Below are 20,128 nucleotides of genomic sequence, written 5' to 3'. Positions count from 1 at the left end.
AGATCGCAATATCTATAAAAAGTTTCTGAGCATAATTTGTTGACAGGTTATGCTAACTTATTGTTAATTCGATAGCCTAATTTGAGTCAATGCGGCAAATTTATTCACATGATTTACTTATAATTACATTTTCATTAGGCTGCTTGCCATTAATGTTTATGTCTAAATTACTTTCAGACATATTTTGGTATGCGACAGCTTTTGGCGTGTTGATTATTGTCATTGCGAGTAAATTTCTATTTAGAAAAACGTTGTTACTTATTAGTATATTTATGTTAAGTTTCTTATGGTCGACGGCATATTCTAAACAGTATTTAATCAATATCGATCCTTACATTGACAAAACACTCGTCGTCAAAGCAAAAGTCGAAAGTATCAATATCCGGCATCCATCTCAGCAAATGAATCCTTACTATCTGCAATGGACTATTCTTGAAAGTAATCACCAAGCATCATCAACTCCTATCCCAATTTCAATTTATTGGGATAATGTTAATGTACCTAAAATAGGTCAAATTTGGCAATTAACGATAAAAACGAAAGTAATTCATAGTTATTTAAATGAAGGAGGATTTGATAGTCAGCGTTTTGCTATAGCCAATCGGACATTATTATCTGCAAAAATCAATAATGCTAAATTATTAAAAGATAAAAATGATATTAGACAAACTATTGTTGATCATGCTTTGCCTTATATGTATTTGTTTCATTACCGTGGGATATTATTTGCATTGGCTTTTGGTGATCGCTCTCAACTTGATCATCATTATCGGCAAATTATGATGAATACCGGCGTTGCTCACTTAATGGCGATATCAGGTATGCATATTTTGTTGGTCTTTGGTATGTGTTACAGTCTCGTCAAATTAATGTTATTTTTTATTCCACAGCGATTCAATAATTTATATGTCCCAATCATAATCGGATGGTTATGCGCCTGTTTTTATGCTTGGTTAACAGGATTCAATCCTCCTGCTTTACGTGCAATAATGGCATTAGGGATATGGATTTATTTACGCTGTCAAAACCAACATATCAGCGCATGGCAGAAAATTAATCGAATAATAGCCTTATTATTATTAACCGATCCGTTGATGATTTTGTCTGAAAGTTTTTGGCTATCTTGTTATGCTGTTGTTAGCTTAATATTTTTATATCAATGGGTACCATTATCAAAAAAGATTCAAAATAACAAAACGTGTTACCTAGTTAAATTAATACATCTACAATTAGGTTTAACAGCGTTATTGTTACCAATACAATTATTTGTTTTTCAAGGTGTCAGTACTATGGCTCTTTTGGCAAATTTAATTGCGATTCCAATCATATCGTTACTGACTTTTCCATCAATCTTGATAGCACTCTGTTTTAGTTTTTTTGATTGTTTCTATTTAGCATTATGGTTTTGGTTTATTGCTGAACAGTCACTTGATTATTTATTTTACTGTCTGAAGCTGATTGATTTCCCTTGGTTTACTACTTCATCTGATTTTTATTTATTAAGTATTATTGGATGGCTGGCCATAATTACTCTTAAAACGGAATTTTGGCGTCGTCATACTATAACCCTCTGCATTTTACTCATGATAATAGTGAGTCCATTTTTTAAAAAACAGCATTATCTATGGCGAATGGATATGTTAGATGTCGGTCATGGTCTGGCAATTGTCATACATGATGGGAAATCCGCAATATTGTATGATACGGGGGCGCAGTGGCAAAATAGTTCTGCCGCAGAACGTATAATCATTCCATTTTTACAATGGCACAATTTAGATGTAAAGGGAATTATTATTAGCCATCAACACAATGATCATATTGGTGGACTTTCTCTACTTCAACAACATTATCCCAATGCATGGCTGATGAGTTCATCAGTAAAATTAAAAAATCACTATCACTGTTTATCAGAAAATCATCTGACATGGAATAATCTAAGTTTAACTGTATTATGGCCAACTCATCTAGCCGAATATGCGCAAAACGAAGATTCATGTGTAATACACATTACAGATGGTCAATTTTCAGTATTATTATCAGGTGACTTAGAAAAAAATCAAGAGTATCAATTGATTGAAAAATATCGAAATACACTTAAATCAACAATTTTACAAATTCCTCATCATGGTAGTAACACGTCATCAAGCTATGCTTTTTTAAACGCTGTTAATCCTAGCGTGTCCCTTTTGTCGACTTCCCGTTATAATCCTTGGAAATTGCCTTCCAATAAAGTTATAGCACGTTACAAAGATCGACAATTAAATTTTTATACCACATCTAAATCAGGACAAATAAGTTTAGTTTTTTATCATCATAAATTGGAGTTAAAAACAATGAGGAATGAAATAAATCCGCGTTGGTATCATAATTGGTTTGGTCATTTGCCTGTATATTAACTAAATTTTCCTTTTGAAAAGGATAGATTAATTTCTCCAATCATCTTCTCAAAAAATCTAACACATAATATTTGCTAACGGGAATTCAACACAGTGACTTATTTGTTAATTTTCTGTAATAAAAGCAAACTTATTTTACAAAATAAATTTTTATGCTCTTCTATAAAATCTCAGTAATAGCTTATTTGGCTAATAATATAATTAACTTGAGGATATTGAACTTACTTAAGTAAGTTATTTAAAATGATTCGCCATAATTATTCATGGAATTTTAGGGCGTTAATCGGCGTAAAAAATTGATCTAAAAGTTTCTAATTTATAGTTTAATAAAAGTGCAACATTCATTAAAGCTAATAAAGATAATGGTTTATTATAGTTTTTTTAGATGTTTTTATTTCTAAATAATATTTATTTGGAAATTTTTGAATAAAAAGGTTTCAATTTTTTTAATCAGTATTATAATAAGAATTCATCATATTTTCGTTAAGAAGATTGATGAATATTAATTTTTTATAAAAAATTGGAAAATAAATATAGTTATACTAAATTATGAATGTTTTTATAATTTAGTTTAAGGATGGATAAAGTGAAGTTGAATTCTGTTAAACGATCGATAAGATTTATATTATTGATCCTCTTTGTAATAGTAATAGCTTATGCATATTTTTTTGATGATCTTTTAGAAGCTATTAATCATAATAAAATTATCAATACCGCTATTATTTCAATGCAAATTATTGGTGTAATTTATACTTTTATTGTTTCTGTTTCACTAATGAGTGGAATCAATAGCTGGAAAAAGTTTTTATCAGTAGCCTCAGAAAATCCCAATAATTTTGATAAATTAAATAACTTTCCTTTTAAAGGTGCAGTTAAAGGGTTAAGAGGGCGTGTATCTGATTTGGCACTTTCAGGTCCAGAAATCCGTAATTCTGTTCTAGACAAATTAAAAGATAGCTTTTCCCACCGTGTATCTGGCGCAGATTATTTATCAGGTTTATTAGTTGGTTTAGGGTTATTAGGTACGTTCATTGGATTAATCTTAACAATGGGCAGTATCCGTGAATCAATGGATATTGTTACTAATAATACCAGTGATATTTCAGCTTTACTTGGTGGTATTGCCGCACCTTTAGGTGGCATGTCAGCAGCATTTACTGCATCATTTCTTGGATTAATGGGTTCTTTAGTAATGGGCTTATTAGCGCATTTATTAGGCTCAATAGTTGATAATATCTATTTTTCAGTTGAAGATTGGGCTAAAACGAATGCTAATGATGTAGGCGTTTCTATATCAAGTGTAATTAATGGTTCTACTGAGTCTGCTCTTGCATCACCTTCGGACGTTAAATTGCAAACAACGAATTTAAATGCAGCTTTATTAGATTCATTTAATCAATTTCTTAATTATCAGAAAAAATTCGAAGATAATCAATTACAACAGATTGAAAGCACCAATAAATTATCTAATTATTTTGATAAGCTTATTCAACAGCAAGAGCAGAGTTTTGCCTCACAAAACCAAATATTCAATTCTATGCAATCTGTGTTGGGGCAAATACAAAGTGAGTTAGAAGGTGTCAATTCAATGCTTGCCTCTATTGATGGTCAACAACCTATTTTACGAAGTATTCAAGTCGAATTAGAAACAGCGAATAATGCGTTAAATGCAATTGATGAACATACGGTGAAAATTAATGAGGTTCAAAGTCAAACAATTGAAGTTATTGAAAATGTTTATACCTCAACAGATAGAAATCGTACTGCTCTAGTTGAAGCAATTGGTGGAATGAATGCGGATCGCATACAAATAGTTCAAACATTTAAAGAAGTAGCTGAAACACTGACATGTTTGCAATCTGAAATGGAAGGTGTTCGCCAACAGTTATTAACGATTGAATCCGTTGCTCGTATGAAAACAAGTGATTCCGAAGCAGTAGTACAAGTAGTGCGTCAACAAAATGAACTTTTGCAAGAATGTGTTAGTCAAATGACTACATTAAGAGCATCTGTTCAAAATTGAGTTAATACTTTGTGTAGCACAGTTAATTAACTCTATTTTATTAAAGATAAGATGGAGTTAATTATTTTTAAATAGTTATTTGTTATATGGATTATGTTGTGAAAAATAAAATTATCGTATTAAGTGTGCTTTCGTCCCTTATGATTGGTTGTACTGTTAAACATGAGCTACCAAATACCCAAAATACTTACGAAGCAAATGAAAATATTCTATTAGCTAATAAACAATTACCTAGTATATTGCAAAATGGTTTTGATATTGAATCAAGAGGATTATCTTTAGCAGAAGCCATAGAACTTGCTCAATATTACTCCTTGCGTACTGTTTCTGCGAACTCAAGATTAGAAGAAGCAGATGCAAGAATAGATGAAATGAAAGCAACATACTATCCTAAAGTTAATGTGTTAGCTAAAACTCGCGATAAAGCCTTCGATCGAATGAGCTCGATATCAAGGTCTAATGATGAATATGCTCAAGCTCAGGTCTCTTTTCAATATAACCTGCTTGATTTTGGTCGTACTCGTTATAGTGTAGATAGTGCAAAACAACTTCGTGAATCAGCTAAATATGTTGCTGATTATGAAAAGAATAAAGTTACGTTCAATGTAGTTAAAGCTTACTTTAATGTACGTCGTTACACTCAACAAAAAGATTACGCTCAAGATTATATAAAAGAAATGTCACAACTTGTAAATACTATTGGTGTACAAGTTACAGGAGGGCTTTCACCTCAGTCAGAATTAATCAGGGCACAATTAGCATTAACCAATGCACAAAATGCTTCTAAATCAATTGAACTTCAATTGAAAAAATCGATACAAGAGTTGAATTCTTTGTTGGGTCGTTCAGCGCCAACCCATCCTGTAAAATTGAAAGAAGTATTTATTACAAGTCAATTATATGACCAAATTTTGAATAATGTGTTGGAAAATAACCCTGATATTAAATCTTCTGAGGCTCAGTTAAACAGTGCTCGTTCAGAAATTGAGGTTGCAAAAAGTGCACGATATCCTTCAGTTGATGCTGTCGGATCGTATAGTAAACCTTTCCAACATCCAAGTGATAAAAATGGCAATTTCATCGGTGGTAAAGTGTCACTACAAGTTAGTATGCCTGTCTTAGATGGTGGTATTAATTCATCAAGAATCAGTCAAGCAGTAGCTCGATATAGTTATAGTATGGCTTCTTACAATCAACTGGTACGTGATATTAAAGAGGTTTCAAATAATTTGGTAGAAGATGCGCTTAACTCTACTGATACTTACCTAATACAATCGAAAGCCGAAGATGATGCAAGTAGAACTCGCAAATTATATATGGATGAATTCATTTTAGGTAAACGTAATCTAAACGATTTATTAACCGTAGAAACAGATTACTTTAGTGCGAAAGTAAGTCGATCATCAGCATTATATGATTATTATCTTTCTACACTCGGTTTATATTTACTTGCTGATAAGTTAGATGATGGAATGTTCAAACTTAGCTTAAAATAATGAAAAGAAAGGTATTTCTATGAAATCAAATTCACATTTCTGGCCAGCATATGTTGATATGATGACAGTATTATTACTTGTATATCTTCTAATCACGTTACTTTTTCAAATATTAATGATTATTGCTCAACAAAATGTTGGGATTAAATTGCGTGAGCGTAATCAATTAGTGACTAATGTTTATAAGTATGATCAGGGTGTCAATCCAAATGAATTACGTTTGGATTTTCAGGGGCCTAAAAATCGAAATTTCTTAACAGAAGCAAATAAAGAAAAATTGATTCAATGGATTGATGCGAATAAAGACCAAATCGAAGAAAAAGGTGCTGTTATTTTTGCTACTTCGTCAGATGACGCACAAGTTGGTTTTTCTTTAAGTCTACAATATCAACGAAGTTTAGAAGTGTTTAGTATTTTACAATCTCGAAAAGTTTCCGTTCAAAAAGTAAAAATAGAAAATGCTTCTGTTAATAGGAGTGATATTGGATTTGTATCTATCCGTATATTACGTGATGATGAAGTCAATGTGGTTGAAAATCAGCCTTCAGAGATTCAAAGTCAAAGAATGATACAGAACTAAAATATAGGCGCAATAAATTACTAGAACAGGTAAATTAAAGTGGTCATCGCTGCCAACTGATACCAACAAATTAATGACAATATTTGAATCAAAATGAAAGATAGATTTAGAGAAAAATTTCAAGATGGAGTGGTAGTTTTAAAAAAACTAGCTAACTATATGCCAACAGGAATAGCAGGTAGAACACTACTTGTTATCGTTCTATTTCTAATTTGGATTTCATTATTTAAAGTTGATGTGTTAGTTAAAGGTGTTGGTGTTATTCGTGTCGAAAGTCGAAATATCACTCTCCAACACCCTGAAGGTGGCGTTATTCAACAACTTTTGGTGCATGAAGGGCAGCATGTTACAAAAGGACAATTAATTGCGATTGTTGATAATAGCTATGTTAATGAAAGTTTTGCCAAAAATGAAATTGAACGCAAAGCTTTATTGGTCAGAATAGAACGACTTAATGCAGAATTAAGTAATGAAAAATTTGAACCTAAATTTACGGGTGAAAAATCATTAGATGAAATTATAACAAATGAATTGCATTTATTTGATTCAAGATCCGTAGCTTTACGGGCACAAAAACAAGTCATTAATGCTCAAGTAGAACAGAAGAAAGCGCAAATTTTAGAATTGGTCACTAAAATTGATGATCTTAGCAAACAAGCGGAGTTGGCTAAACAAGAAGTACAGCTTTACAAAAACATGGTAGCTAAGGGAGCAGCAGCACAAGGAGCTTTGCTTCAGAAAAAACTTGAAAATCAGCAAATACAAACCGCACTTAATGAGTCCAGATTAAGAGTACCACGATTAAATAGTGAACTTTCAGAATATGAAGCAAGATATGAACAGATTCAAGCTGACTTCATATCTGATGTTCAAAAACAACTAACTCAAGTTAATATCAATTTAAGCGATGTTGATAACTCGCGAACGCACAGTGAAGGACGACGAGAAAACTCAAAAATTGTCAGTCCTGCCGATGGCGTAGTTCAGCGTCTGTTTGTTGCTCATACAGGTGCAGTTATTCGAGCAGGGGGAGAAGTAGTTGAAATAGCACCTTCAGAAGTCCCTCTCATTGCTGAAGTAAAAGTAAGACCAGAAGATAGGGATCGTATTTGGGAAAAAATGGTTGCAAGATTGCATATCAGTGCTTTTGACGTTTCATATGCTAACACACTAGAGGGAAGAGTATCTGTTATCAGTGCAGATGCTGTTTCAGACGAAAATTTAGGTCGATATTACCTTGTTAGTATTGAAGTTCCTTCTGAGAAATATAATGTAACTATGTACCCAGGTATGAGTGTCGATGCATATTTGCTGACTGGAAAAAGGACATTACTGGAATACTTTTTAAAACCCTTATTGTCAAACAGTTCTCTTGTTTTTTCAGAACCTTAACTTATTTAGATGAATGGATATAAATAGATGTCACAATATAATGAATTACCAATGCCTGCATCATCAGAAACAGCTGTTGTTCCTGTTACCTATGCAGAAAACTATATACCCGTTAATTATAAAGATGTTGAATTATTAATTAATGGTACTGATTTGATTGTTCAGTCTGGTGATAAAAAATTAATATTACCATTAGCGGCTAAACTAGCATCATTAGACCCAAATATATTTACTTTTTCATTTAAAGATGGGGTTACAATCAATGCTAATGAGTTAATTTCCAAGTCTCAATCTATTAATACTGCGCCAAAGTTAACTGAAAATAATGAATCTGATGTTACTGAAAAAAATGAGATGAAGGGGCAAGATGAACATGAAGTTATCGAACCTGTCGCTAATGAATCTGTTGAAATTATCGTAGTCAATAATTTAGACAGTCAATTACAAAAAGATGAAGAGAGTGTTGAAGATCTTGAAAAGCTTATTTCAAAAAATTCTTCATCAACTATCAGTGATAATGATAACAATATTTCAGAAAATATCCCGTATCCATCAACATCCGATACAGCCGAATCTTCAAAGGAAAAATTTATTGCAGAATCGCATGAAATTATCGATATCAATGATAATAATAACAATAACGACGATAGCTCTGATGAAATCGATATTCCTTCAATAAAGTTATTACAAATCAAATCGGTTGTTAATAACTCAAGTAAAATTTGGATAGCGGGTACCGGTAATGACGAAGCAGCTGAATCAGAAAATTTTAATATCCAATATGAAAATATTCATATAGATCTATCGGGAGAAACAGAAAATTGGACAATTTACGCTAATGATGAAACGAAGCTACCTATTGGGCAAATAGGGCGCGTTATAGAAATTAATGATGCAACAAGTGTCGTTTCTGTTACTGGTCAACTCGGAAATATGAAAATCATTACAGCTGATTCGGCACTCGGTAAAGAATTTGGATTAGCTGCAAATCAATTTTTAATTATTTATCCTGAAGGAATAAAATCGTCTTTTAGCCTTGCTTTAAGCTATATTGATAATCAAGGCAATACAGTAAATGAACAGGCTAATTTTGATATTACCGATCACCCAGCAATTATTGTTGATAATACTGGGCATTTTCAACTTTCATCAACCAAAAATAATGTTGATATCACCGCTGGTAGTGGGGATGATACCATTTTTGCAGGCAATCAAAATGGACATTATGATGGAGGTGCTGGTACAAATACAGTTAATTATAGTCAACTTAAAGAATCACTGGTTATTGATTTAAATAATGGAAAAACTGACGCCAAAAATACCCACCATACATTAAAAAATATTCAAAATGTAATTGGAAGTAATAATGGCGATACCATAATTGGGCATAGCCAAGAAAATAATATACTCACTGGCGGTGATGGTAATGATACGATTATGAGTGGTGGGGGTAACAACATTATTGATGGCGGTAAAGGTATCAATACCATTGCCTTTGAAAATGTGACTAGCGGTGTTCACGTTGATTTATCTGCAAATAAAGTTATTAATAACGGTAATGGTGGCACAGACTCTGTTAAAAATATTCAAAATATCACCGGTAGTGATTTTGATGATATTTTAATAGGCGATGATCAAGACAACCTCATTGTCGGTGGTAAAGGTAATGATACTTTATCAGGTCGAGGTGGAAATAATACACTCGATGGTGGTGAGGGAATTAACACCGCTGACTATTCAGACGCTGAATCTGGAATTGAAGTGGATTTAACAAAAGATAATAACCAAGTTGAAGATAATGGATTCGGTGGAAAAGATACACTAATTAATATCCAAGCTATTGTTGGAAGTGATTATGATGATAAATTCATAACAGGTGTTGGCACTACCATTATTGATGGTGGCGCTGGTGATGATCACTTTAAAGTTGGTGGTAATGAAGCGAGCATCACATTTTTAAGTGGAAATAGTGGTAATAACACCTATGAAGCAGGAGCAGGATTTAACAATTATTTAGGGGGAACAGGTTTTGACACCCTTAGTTATGTAAATGCAGCTTATGGAATTAGCATTGATTTCAATAAAAGTATTGTTTATGACAATGGCTTTTCAGGTATTGATATTTTAAAGGATATTAATAAAGTCATTGGAACTAATTTTGATGATTATTTCGTTTTAGGTAATGGCGATCATTCAGTCGATGGGGGTCTTGGTAATAATACAATCATAGCAGGTTCTGGCAACAATAAAATTGATGGAGGAAGTCAAGGCGCAGGTTTCATTAATACTGTTGATTACAGTAATGCAACTTCAGGTCTGGAAATGGATTTAGTAACGGGTGATGTTGCTAAAAATGGCTTTGGTGGTCAAGATAACATAACAAACATTCAAAAAATTATAGCGACTGATTTTGATGATGTGATCTACAGTAGTGCTAACGATCTAAGTATTTTAGCTGGGGCTGGAAATGATACAGTTTACGGCAATTATGGTAATGATATTCTTGATGGTGGAGAAGGTGTAAACACATTAAGATATGATGCTCTCAGTGACGGTGTTACTATCAATATGAGTAACGGCACTGTTACTAAAACCTCTGGTACAGATAATTTTACCAATTTCAATACTTTTATTGGTTCAAAAGGCAGTGATGTTTTCATCGCTGCAGCAGGCAATCAAACAATTGATGGTAGCTCAGGTCACGATGCCATAGATTATAGTGGTATGTCTGGAAGAATGGTGGCTCATCTTGATACTAATCAGATTGATGATGATGTTAAAGATAGACATTTATTTCATCACACCGTAAAAAATATTGATGAAGTTAGATTTTCAAATGCTTCAGGTAATGTTGGTTATACTAAAACATCGGGTTCAACAAAGTTTGTCGGCGGTTCATTAAATGATACCTTCTATATTTTAGGCGGAAATAATGAAATTTTTGGTGGAAGCGGCACAGATATAATCAGCTATCGATACTCTACTACTGGAAAAGGTGTTGTAGTAGAACTCAATCAAAGTGGTACAGGTTATGCAACACAAAATAGCTATGGTGGTAAAGACCATATTGTGGATGTCGAAACCGTTCATGGTACCGAATTCAATGACTATATTAAATCTTTCGCTGAAATGAGAGGATTTTCTGGTAACGATACACTAGAAGGCGTTGGTAAAAATGCGTGGGTTGATTATGGCGATGCATCAAATGTGGATATCGATTTAGAGAAAGGTATTGCTGTAAAAAGTGGTGGGAAAACCACAGGTACAGATAAACTAATCAATATCAATAAAGTTGTAACTGGTTCGGGTGATAGTATTGTTCGAGGCAATGATAACGACAATGTTATAACCGGACGATTTGGAAACGATACATTTTACGCTTCTACAGGAAACGATAGTTATAACGGCGATCGCGGTAATGATACGTTAATTTATAATGAATTAAATAATACTAAAATTGAAGTTAATCTTAATACTAACACAATTGTCAAAACCCATGATAATGGTAATCAAGGTGTGGACAACTATAAAAGTATTGAAAACATCATTGGAACCAATGGTAATGATATATTCAAAATTACCTCATTAGCAGATTTAAATGGCTATCAATGTATTGACGGAGGTCAAGGATTTGATGTTGTTAAAAAATCTGGTCAAACAGATAATTTCTTTTTTGGAAGTTCAACTATTTTTAAACATATAGACAGTTTTGATTTCAAAGACAATAGCATGGATAGAATTTCCATTGATTTATCGACCTTTTTTGATGCTTTGGATACAGATTCAGTTGAGTTTGTTTTAGATAGTAATGACAGTTTAGCATTAATAAATTCTTCTTCTTGGTCACATAGTGTAAATGGTTCAAAAGAAATTTGGACAGATGGTACACATGAATTAATCGTTGACCGAGTATAAATAGAGATAAGAAGTGAGACAAGTTTATGAGTAACACAAATACAGCCTTAACACCGATGGAGCCAGCTCTTTCAATTATTCCTTTTACTTATGAAGACAATAAAATTAATGCTTCATGGGAAAAAGATAAAGTATCTTTATCAATTAATGGTTCGGATTTAATCATTACTACAGGTGACAATCGTAAATTGATTTTAACGATGGGAGCCGAATTAGCTTCTTTAAATGGAGGCGTGCTTTCATTAGCATTTAATGATGGAAAAAAATTAAATTCATATGAAATTATGAGTTTAGCGAAAATTGAAGATATTACACCAGAGATAATTGAAACAAAAGCACCTGAACAACTTACCACTAAAGAGGATGACATCACTGTCGAAAGTGTCGAAGATAAAACGGTTGATCTCACGACAAACATGACAGACAATTTTATTGTTATTGATACAAGTGGTGGTGCGGACACGTCATCAAATGAAATTCAATCTTCACTTGAAAATATGATGGATTTAGACATGCAAGTGAAGCCTGCTAAACTTAAGTCACCTCATGCAGATATTGTTTTTAAGAAGAGTTCATCATCCAGTTCGGATTCTGAAAAGTTTCAATCAAGTATCGATGGCGAAGTTCCAATTGTTGAAAGTAAACCACCTGCAAGTATTACGCCAAAGATGCCTAATGTTAAACTTTATCAATGGGAAGGATTAATTGATAGTGCTCAACATGTTTACGACGTCGGTGGTGGTAATCTAACAGCAAGAACGGATGTTACAGCCAATGCGCAGTATTCAACAACACTGGTTGATCTTTCGCAAGAAAATGCTGATTGGACGGTTAACGTAGCTAATCAAAATTATATTGAAGAAGGTAAAATTCTTCGTATTGTCTCTTTTGATGATGCTCAATCAATAGGTAACATAACAGGGCTTCCTTCTGACTATGAAATTATTCGAGGCGGTACAGCGCAGGGTGATAAATATGGTTTATCGCTCAATGAAATCATTATTTTATATCCAAAAGGTCAGATTAATAAATTCTCGATTTCGGTAACATACACTGATTCAAATGGAAAAACTGTAACAGAAGACTTTAATTTTTCAGTTGTTGATTCCCCTTCATCACTTATTGATATCGATGGAAACATACTGTTATCAAGTTCCGCTAATAATGTTCATGTTGTTGGTGGTGCTGGAGATGATGTCATTATTGCTGGCACAACACAAGATATTTATGACGGTGGAGCTGGAATTAATACTGTAGATTATAGCCAAGTAAAAGGTGACTTAATTATTGATTTACATACGAAAACTGTTACAGGAGCTGTAAATCAACAGGTTGAAAATATTCAAAATATTATTGGTAACAATGGTGATAATACTTTTATCGGAAGCTTAACAGAAAGTAACAACTTGATTGGCGGTGATGGCAAGGATATCTTTTTTGTTGGTGGTGGCAAAGATAATCAGATAGATGGCAAAGGCGGTATTAATACAATAAGTTATGAAACCACTGATAACGGAGTCAATGTTGATTTAACTAAGGGCATTGTTACCGATGCATTTGGTCGAAACGACTCAATTCGAAATATTAATAACATTACTGGTACACATTTTGATGATGTCTTAATTGGAGATGATAAAGACAATATCATAATTGGTAATGGTGGTAATGATATCCTTGTAGGTATGGGGGGTAACAATACGCTAATAGGCGGTAATGGAGGAAATAGTACGGCCAGTTATCAAGAATCCGTAAAAGGAATTAATGTTGACCTTTCTAAAACAGATAAACAAGTTATCAATAATGGCTTTGATGGTTCGGATACTTTAACGAATATTCAATCAATTAAAGGTAGTCAACATGATGATATTTTTAAAACCGCCAAAGGTAGTATAACGATATATGGTGGTGAAGGTAATGATACTTTTTATATTGAAGGTGATGCAATTAGTCGAGCTGTAATTCACGGTGAAGCAGGTAATAATCTTTATGTTGCTGGGCAAGGTTATAACTCCTTTATTGGTGGTTCAGGAATTGACGTTGTAGATTATCATCTAGCGTCTTCGGCCATTGATGTAAATCTTAAAACACGACGTGCCTATTCAAATGGTTTTGGCGGTGCGGATCAGCTAACTAACATAAATGGCATTGTTGGAACTGATTTTGACGATCGTATTGAATTGGCTAATGATACTAATTATCTCATTAGTACAGGCGCTGGCGATGATTATCTTATTGTAGGCAAAGGCGGAATGTCTAATTATTATGATGGAGGAGATGGTGTCGATACTATCGATTATAGTAATGTCGCTAATGGCATTGAAATCAGCCTGAAAAATCAAGTAGCAACAAAGAACGGTACCAAAGATAGCAATGGTCTTGATGGTGTAGATAAGGTCTCAAATTTCGAAAATATTGTTGGTTCAGCTTTTGATGATATCATTGAAGGAAGCGATGCTGATAATATTATTCATGTTGGTGGCGGGTCGGAAAATATCATCTATGGTTCTTTGGGTAATGACCAAATTATCACTAAAGGTAATGGAACGAATACGTTAGATTATAGTCGTTATTCTATTGTTGCACAGAATTCTGGGATTGAGATAGACGCTACTAATGGAACAGTAATAAAAGATATCAACGGACAGACATATCAGGATAGTTTTACAGCGGGTGGATTCGCAAAATTTGTTGGTACGGAATATGATGATACATTCATTATAAACCAGAATACAACATTTGTTGACGGTAGTGGTGGAACTAACTCGCTTATTTTAGATGAAACAATGCAAGGATCGTATATTGTTGATTTAGAAAACAATCGTATTACAGCTAATAATTATGATGCTGAAATAAAGAATATAAATAATGTGACCATTAAAAATGGTACTTTGCAGTTTTATGGAAACGAAACAGAAGGTAATACCGTTATTGCTGGTGCAGGTGATGATCATATCCATGCTAAAGGTGGTGATAATTTTATAGACGGTGGCGCTGGTAGTGACTGGCTCTATTACGATGATGGAATTCAAGGTGTGGTTGTTTCGTTAGATGCAAACGGTAATGGTACGGCGACTAATGGTTTTGGCGGAAAAGATACGATAAAAAATATCGAAAACATATATGGTTCACAATATGACGATATAATATCAGGAAAAGGAATTTTAATTGGTGGTGATGGAAACAATACATTAATTGGTATTGGCAATAATGCAGTTGTTCAATATAAATCACCAAATGGAATTAAAGCAAATCTTGACACAGGTATAGTAAGCGATAATGGGTATGGTAAAGAAGATCGTATCGTGAATATACACAAAATCATTGGAACTGATAAAGATGATGAATTTTATGGTAGTAGTGTAAGTGATGAAATTCATACTGGTGCTGGAAATGATATTGTTTACGGCAGTAGTGGTAATGATAGAATAGTGAATACTAGTGGTAATACGAAAATAGATTATACTAATTTAAGAGAAGGTATAAGAGTTTATATTACAAACAATAAAGATATGACAGTTTCTAAAGGTAATTGGGGGAGAGATACACTTACTTCCATTACCGATATTTCAGGGACTAATTTTAATGACGAGTTTCAATTCAGTTCGCTTACCGATTTCAATCGATATCACTCAATTGATGGTGGTTTAGGTATAGATAGTGTTACCAAAAAAGGAAGAGCTGGAACATTTGATTTTAGTGTCGTTAATAAAAATTTATTTAAACATATTGATATTTTCAATTTTAAAGATGGGGTCGCTGGTGATTTTATTCTCGTTAATTTAAGTGATTTATTTGAGAATATGGATAATAACAATATTCGATTTGATACCGATAGCACTGATTCATTACAAATTTTAGATAGTGCAGGTACTTGGGTACATTCTGAAATTTCACCGGGTGTTGATCAGTGGACAGATGGAACCCATACATTAACTTGGAATCATGTATAGGTATCAGATATCTTTATGAATAGTGAATTATCTACAAATTCTGGTGATATTTTTCAACTAAAGTCGGTCTTGTCAGAGGCCGCAAAAAAATTATCTTTACCTGTTGGTCAATGGGAATGGCAGGAGCAGATTGAAAAACTAGAGCAGACTGCTAACCGAGAAATGTTGTTTGAGTTGGCACAAAAATATCTTGGTATAGAATTATTTCCTTGTTCCGAAGAACATAATGCTGTCAATAAAGGGTTATACGTTGCTTTTGAAGAACAAACAGGATGGTCTCTGCTTACCGTTCATTCTAATAAGATAAAAAATGAAAAAAATGTTAAATTAGATAAACTGCCAAAGGAGACTTGGCGTGTCTTGCTAACTGAAAGAAAAAATAAATTAAGTTGGCGTTCATTGTTGGTTATGGGGCAAAAAGAAAATAGGATTATCAGTCGTCTTTTTTGGACAACTCTGATAATCAATCTCTTTATCATGCTCATTCCATTATATTTAAATGCAATATATGATCGAGTAATACCCGGGCAAGCTGACTCTTCACTTTGGACACTATCCTTAGGCGTAATGCTGGCTATTTTAGTTGAGTATTACTTTAGAATGGATAGAATAAAATTGGGGTGTGAATATTCATCTTTAGTACAATATCGTTTAGAACCTAAAATTATTTCTGAACTTATTCAAGTTATGCCTAGCTTTAAAACTCAATGGGGACGCAAAGTAATTGAGGCAATGAACAACTGGAATGTGTTTAGAATGCAGTTTTTAACGTTCTTTTCAAGCACAGTATTAGATCTGGTTTTCAGTCTGCTTTATTTTATTGTTATTGCGATTGTTGCGGGTTGGTTAATCGTTGTTCCTATTTTTATTTTTATATGTGCAATCGTTCGTATTACGCTTTTTTATTTTGAAAATAAATCTATTCCAACGATAAATGCTCAAGTCCCTTTTTCACCGACAACCCTTGAATATTATCAGTCTTCGGTTTCTTATAAAGAAGCGACTTATACCTTTCTAGCCGGTAATGAAAAAGCGCAGCAAAATGAACAAAAACGCTATATTATTCATAACCGCTGTAGTTCTTTTTTAATGGGTTTAACTAGTTTACAAACTGTGCTTGCCGTGATTGTTGCTTTTTACCTAATACAGACAGGTCATATGTCGCCAGCAGGTTTATTTGCGACAATTATTATTGGTGGTCGTTTGAGTCAACCGTTTTTCTCGTTAATGCATATGTTACCTAATCTTGAACGTATGACTAACTCCATGAAACAGATTAATGCGCTTCTTGATAAAGAACAAAATGAAAACGGATTATTAAGTGGCTTCAACGGCCCTAAAAATGGTTGGGGGGCATCTAAAGTCAGTTTCAAATATCACCCTTCCTTACCTTGTTTAGACGATATCAGTTTGCAAATCAAGTCAGGTGAACGAATAGCGATAGTTGGTGGGCCAGGATCAGGGAAAAGTACTTTATTAAAATTATTATTAGGTATTTTAGAAGCAGATGAAGGCAACATAACATGGAATGGTTTTATGTTAACTAAATCTATTGCGGATTCATTACGAAGTGAAAATCATTATCTATGGCAATATAGTGGTATTATCGGCGAAACAGTATACGAATATCTTACATTAAATAATAAACCTGACCAAATTTCGCATGATCGCGCTTTAGAAGTATTAAAACAAGTGAATTTGCAAAATTTGTTACCTTTTTTAAATAATGGACTTGATACTTACTGGCGCCAATTGCCTGTTCCGTTAACGATTTTACAACGTCAAAAGTTAGCTTTAGCTCGATTTATTTTATCTCCGCATAGCATATCATTTTTAGATAATCCTAGCGCCGAGTTAGATCCGAATACTGAGCAGTTATTGTTAGCACAACTTGATTTACGTGCAAAACAAGGACAAACAATGGTTATTGCAACAGACAGAACTAATCTTTTGAGCTTTGTTGATCGAGTTATTATGCTTAATGGTGGCAATATTGTTTTTGACGGAAATAAGCAAGATTTCCAACAATATTTGCAAAAGACAGCTCAAGATAAATAAATTTGATTGATTATTGATAATCAATTCATTTTTCAATGATAAAAAAGGATTTGATAAGAATCCTTTTTTATTTGTTGTTTCCCTTCTATATTAAAATTATTGTCAGTAATACTGAATGATTAAAAATTCTCAAATTTAAACTTTTAACATTGGTTTAATCGATTTTAAAATTATAAAATAGGGTGATTTTTTAAAAGGCTTACTTAACTATGCTTTGTTAGATTATTCTCATTGTCTAAATTAAAAATGACTAAAATGATTTGGATTAGTCAATAAACACCAGAATAGATTACAATAGCAAATTTAATATAAAAGCATAATTCAATGGTGAATAAACAATGATTGAAAAATTATGGTATGGTAAAACACATTTTTATTGGTTACTAATGCCATTATCATGGTTGTATGGATTAATAACATTGGTTAGACGCCAACTTTACAAAGCAGGAATATTAAAATCTTGGAAATCACCTGTACCTATCATCGTAATTGGAAACTTATCGGTAGGTGGGAATGGAAAAACTCCACTGGTAATAGGATTAATTGAAGCTTTAAAGACTAAAGGTTTAAAAATCGGTGTTGTTTCACGTGGATATGGTGGAAAAGCAGAAAGTTATCCGCTTATTTTAGATGAACAAACAACCACCGCACAAGCTGGGGATGAACCAGTATTAATTTATCAAAGAACACATGTGCCAGTTGCCGTTTCTCCCAATCGAAGTCAAGCGGTACAAGCTTTATTAGATAACTATCAATTAGATGCAATTTTAACTGATGATGGCTTACAACATTATGCATTAAAGCGAGATATTGAAATTGTGGTTGTTGACGGTAAACGCTTATTTGGTAACGGTTGGTGGATACCAGCAGGACCAATGAGGGAGCGACAAAGTCGATTAAAATCTGTTGATATTATTATTATTAATGGCGAAACTAAAAGTCATTTAGCTGAAAAATTCCCCGAAAAAACTTATACAATGCAACTAAAACCGCAATATGCAGTAAATTTATTAACAAAAGAAAAAATAGAATTGCATTCATTAAAAAATATCTGTGCTATGGCCGGTATTGGTGATCCAAACCGTTTTTTTACAATGCTAAATACACTCAATGCTGATGTGATCAAAACAGTATCATTTGCGGATCATCAAAATTATACTTTGCCATTGTTAACGAATATTGCTACACAAGATCAAACCCTTTTAATGACAGAAAAAGATGCGGTAAAATGTTTTCAATTTACATTACCAAATTGGTGGTATTTACCCATAGAGGCAATATTGCCTAATCAGGTAACTAATCAAGTCTGCTCATTGTTAGAAGAAATAAAATCTAAAAGAGAATAAAAAATGAAAGAAATCCTCCTTAAGGCGCTAGCTTGCCCTAAATGTCATGGTGAACTTCAATATGATACTGAACAAAATAGTCTAATATGTCCAAAGGATAAACTTGTTTATTTAATCAAAGATAATATTCCTGTGTTACTGGAAAACGAAGCGAAAACACTGAATTCTTCGATTTCAGTTCACGAATAGGTAAAAGGTTTTAATTATGAATTTTTCGGTTATTATTCCTGCGAGATATGCTTCAAGTCGTTTACCGGCTAAACCGCTTGCTGATATTCATGGTAAACCTATGATTGTGCGAGTGATGGAGCAAGCCAAAAAGTCTTCAGCAAATCGGGTAATTATTGCAACTGATCATCAACAAGTATTCGATGTGGTGAAATCTTATGGCGGTGAAGTAATTCTGACTAGCAATAAACATAATTCGGGTACAGAACGATTAGCAGAAGTCATCAATGCCTATCAATTTTCCGATGATGAAATTATTGTGAACGTACAAGGTGACGAGCCGCTAATTCCACCAATCATCATTGATCAAGTTGCTGAAAACTTAGTACAGTATAAAACAGGAATGGCAACATTAGCTGTTCCAATCGATTCAGCAACAGAAGCATTTAATCCTGGTGCAGTGAAAGTAGTGACTGATAAAGATGGGTATGCACTCTACTTTTCACGAGCAACCATTCCTTGGGAAAGGGATCGCTTTGCGAAATCTGAAGATCTTTTCAAACCAACAAGTATTGGTGATTTTTATCTTCGACATATCGGGATTTATGCCTATCGAGCTGGTTTCATTCGTCAATATATCAATTGGGCACCTTCTACACTTGAGCAGATTGAAATGTTAGAACAGTTACGTGTACTTTGGTATGGTGAAAAAATTCATGTGGCAGTTGCTAAACAGGCCCCTGCTATAGGGGTTGATACACAAGAAGACTTAGAAAAAGTCAGAAAGTTATTCAAGGATTAAAA

General features: G+C 33.3%; 11 protein-coding genes. All 11 read left to right on the top strand.

Annotated features, from left to right (window positions below):
* The first annotated feature begins 158 nt into the window (after window positions 1-158).
* On the top strand, window positions 159-2,396 hold the full coding sequence (locus tag ACGH6P_RS04730) for a DNA internalization-related competence protein ComEC/Rec2 (RefSeq protein WP_411596845.1): 2,238 nt from the start codon (window positions 159-161) through the stop codon (window positions 2,394-2,396).
* A gap of 586 nt (window positions 2,397-2,982) precedes the next feature.
* A complete protein-coding gene (locus ACGH6P_RS04725) occupies window positions 2,983-4,419 on the top strand; it encodes a MotA/TolQ/ExbB proton channel family protein (RefSeq protein WP_267360214.1) in 1,437 nt (478 codons plus the stop codon).
* A 98-nt stretch (window positions 4,420-4,517) separates the two neighbouring features.
* Window positions 4,518-5,915 (top strand): TolC family protein, encoded by a 1,398-nt coding sequence (locus ACGH6P_RS04720; RefSeq protein ID WP_179855830.1) that lies wholly within the window; start codon window positions 4,518-4,520, stop codon window positions 5,913-5,915.
* Window positions 5,916-5,934: 19 nt separating this feature from the next.
* Window positions 5,935-6,495, top strand: a complete 561-nt coding sequence (locus ACGH6P_RS04715; RefSeq protein ID WP_267352498.1) for a hypothetical protein — start codon at window positions 5,935-5,937, stop codon at window positions 6,493-6,495.
* 93 nt (window positions 6,496-6,588) lie between these two features.
* Window positions 6,589-7,887, top strand: a complete 1,299-nt coding sequence (locus ACGH6P_RS04710) for an HlyD family type I secretion periplasmic adaptor subunit (RefSeq protein WP_267352499.1) — start codon at window positions 6,589-6,591, stop codon at window positions 7,885-7,887.
* 27 nt (window positions 7,888-7,914) lie between these two features.
* Complete coding sequence (locus tag ACGH6P_RS04705) at window positions 7,915-11,802, top strand: hypothetical protein (protein WP_411596844.1); 3,888 nt, start codon at window positions 7,915-7,917, stop codon at window positions 11,800-11,802.
* A 26-nt stretch (window positions 11,803-11,828) separates the two neighbouring features.
* The gene (locus tag ACGH6P_RS04700) at window positions 11,829-15,752 is read left to right on the top strand and encodes a beta strand repeat-containing protein (protein ID WP_411596843.1); all 3,924 of its coding nucleotides are present in this window, start codon (window positions 11,829-11,831) and stop codon (window positions 15,750-15,752) included.
* A gap of 15 nt (window positions 15,753-15,767) precedes the next feature.
* Window positions 15,768-17,810: an ATP-binding cassette domain-containing protein gene (locus ACGH6P_RS04695; protein WP_411596842.1), complete on the top strand. Its 2,043-nt coding sequence runs from the start codon at window positions 15,768-15,770 to the stop codon at window positions 17,808-17,810.
* A 338-nt stretch (window positions 17,811-18,148) separates the two neighbouring features.
* Window positions 18,149-19,156 (top strand): tetraacyldisaccharide 4'-kinase, encoded by a 1,008-nt coding sequence (lpxK, locus tag ACGH6P_RS04690; protein WP_411596841.1) that lies wholly within the window; start codon window positions 18,149-18,151, stop codon window positions 19,154-19,156.
* A gap of 3 nt (window positions 19,157-19,159) precedes the next feature.
* Complete coding sequence (locus tag ACGH6P_RS04685; RefSeq protein ID WP_267352504.1) at window positions 19,160-19,345, top strand: Trm112 family protein; 186 nt, start codon at window positions 19,160-19,162, stop codon at window positions 19,343-19,345.
* A gap of 16 nt (window positions 19,346-19,361) precedes the next feature.
* Window positions 19,362-20,126 (top strand): 3-deoxy-manno-octulosonate cytidylyltransferase, encoded by a 765-nt coding sequence (gene kdsB / locus ACGH6P_RS04680; RefSeq protein WP_267352505.1) that lies wholly within the window; start codon window positions 19,362-19,364, stop codon window positions 20,124-20,126.
* Window positions 20,127-20,128: the final 2 nt, after the last annotated feature.

Origin of the sequence: Gilliamella sp. CG25 (genome assembly GCF_046635705.1) — a bacterium.
GTDB lineage: Bacteria > Pseudomonadota > Gammaproteobacteria > Enterobacterales > Orbaceae > Gilliamella > Gilliamella apicola_I.
Note: the sequence above shows the minus strand (reverse complement) of the source record. Positions and strands in the feature narration are given on the sequence as shown.

Bases quoted from the DNA above. Each gene is read 5' to 3' on its own strand.
- ACGH6P_RS04730 (WP_411596845.1), top strand. From the start codon at position 159: ATGTCTAAATTACTTTCAGACATATTTTGGTATGCGACAGCTTTTGGC.
- ACGH6P_RS04715 (WP_267352498.1), top strand. From the start codon at position 5,935: ATGAAATCAAATTCACATTTCTGGCCAGCATATGTTGATATGATGACA.
- ACGH6P_RS04710 (WP_267352499.1), top strand. From the start codon at position 6,589: ATGAAAGATAGATTTAGAGAAAAATTTCAAGATGGAGTGGTAGTTTTA.
- ACGH6P_RS04705 (WP_411596844.1), top strand. From the start codon at position 7,915: ATGTCACAATATAATGAATTACCAATGCCTGCATCATCAGAAACAGCT.
- ACGH6P_RS04700 (WP_411596843.1), top strand. From the start codon at position 11,829: ATGAGTAACACAAATACAGCCTTAACACCGATGGAGCCAGCTCTTTCA.
- ACGH6P_RS04695 (WP_411596842.1), top strand. From the start codon at position 15,768: ATGAATAGTGAATTATCTACAAATTCTGGTGATATTTTTCAACTAAAG.
- lpxK (WP_411596841.1), top strand. From the start codon at position 18,149: ATGATTGAAAAATTATGGTATGGTAAAACACATTTTTATTGGTTACTA.
- ACGH6P_RS04685 (WP_267352504.1), top strand. From the start codon at position 19,160: ATGAAAGAAATCCTCCTTAAGGCGCTAGCTTGCCCTAAATGTCATGGT.
- kdsB (WP_267352505.1), top strand. From the start codon at position 19,362: ATGAATTTTTCGGTTATTATTCCTGCGAGATATGCTTCAAGTCGTTTA.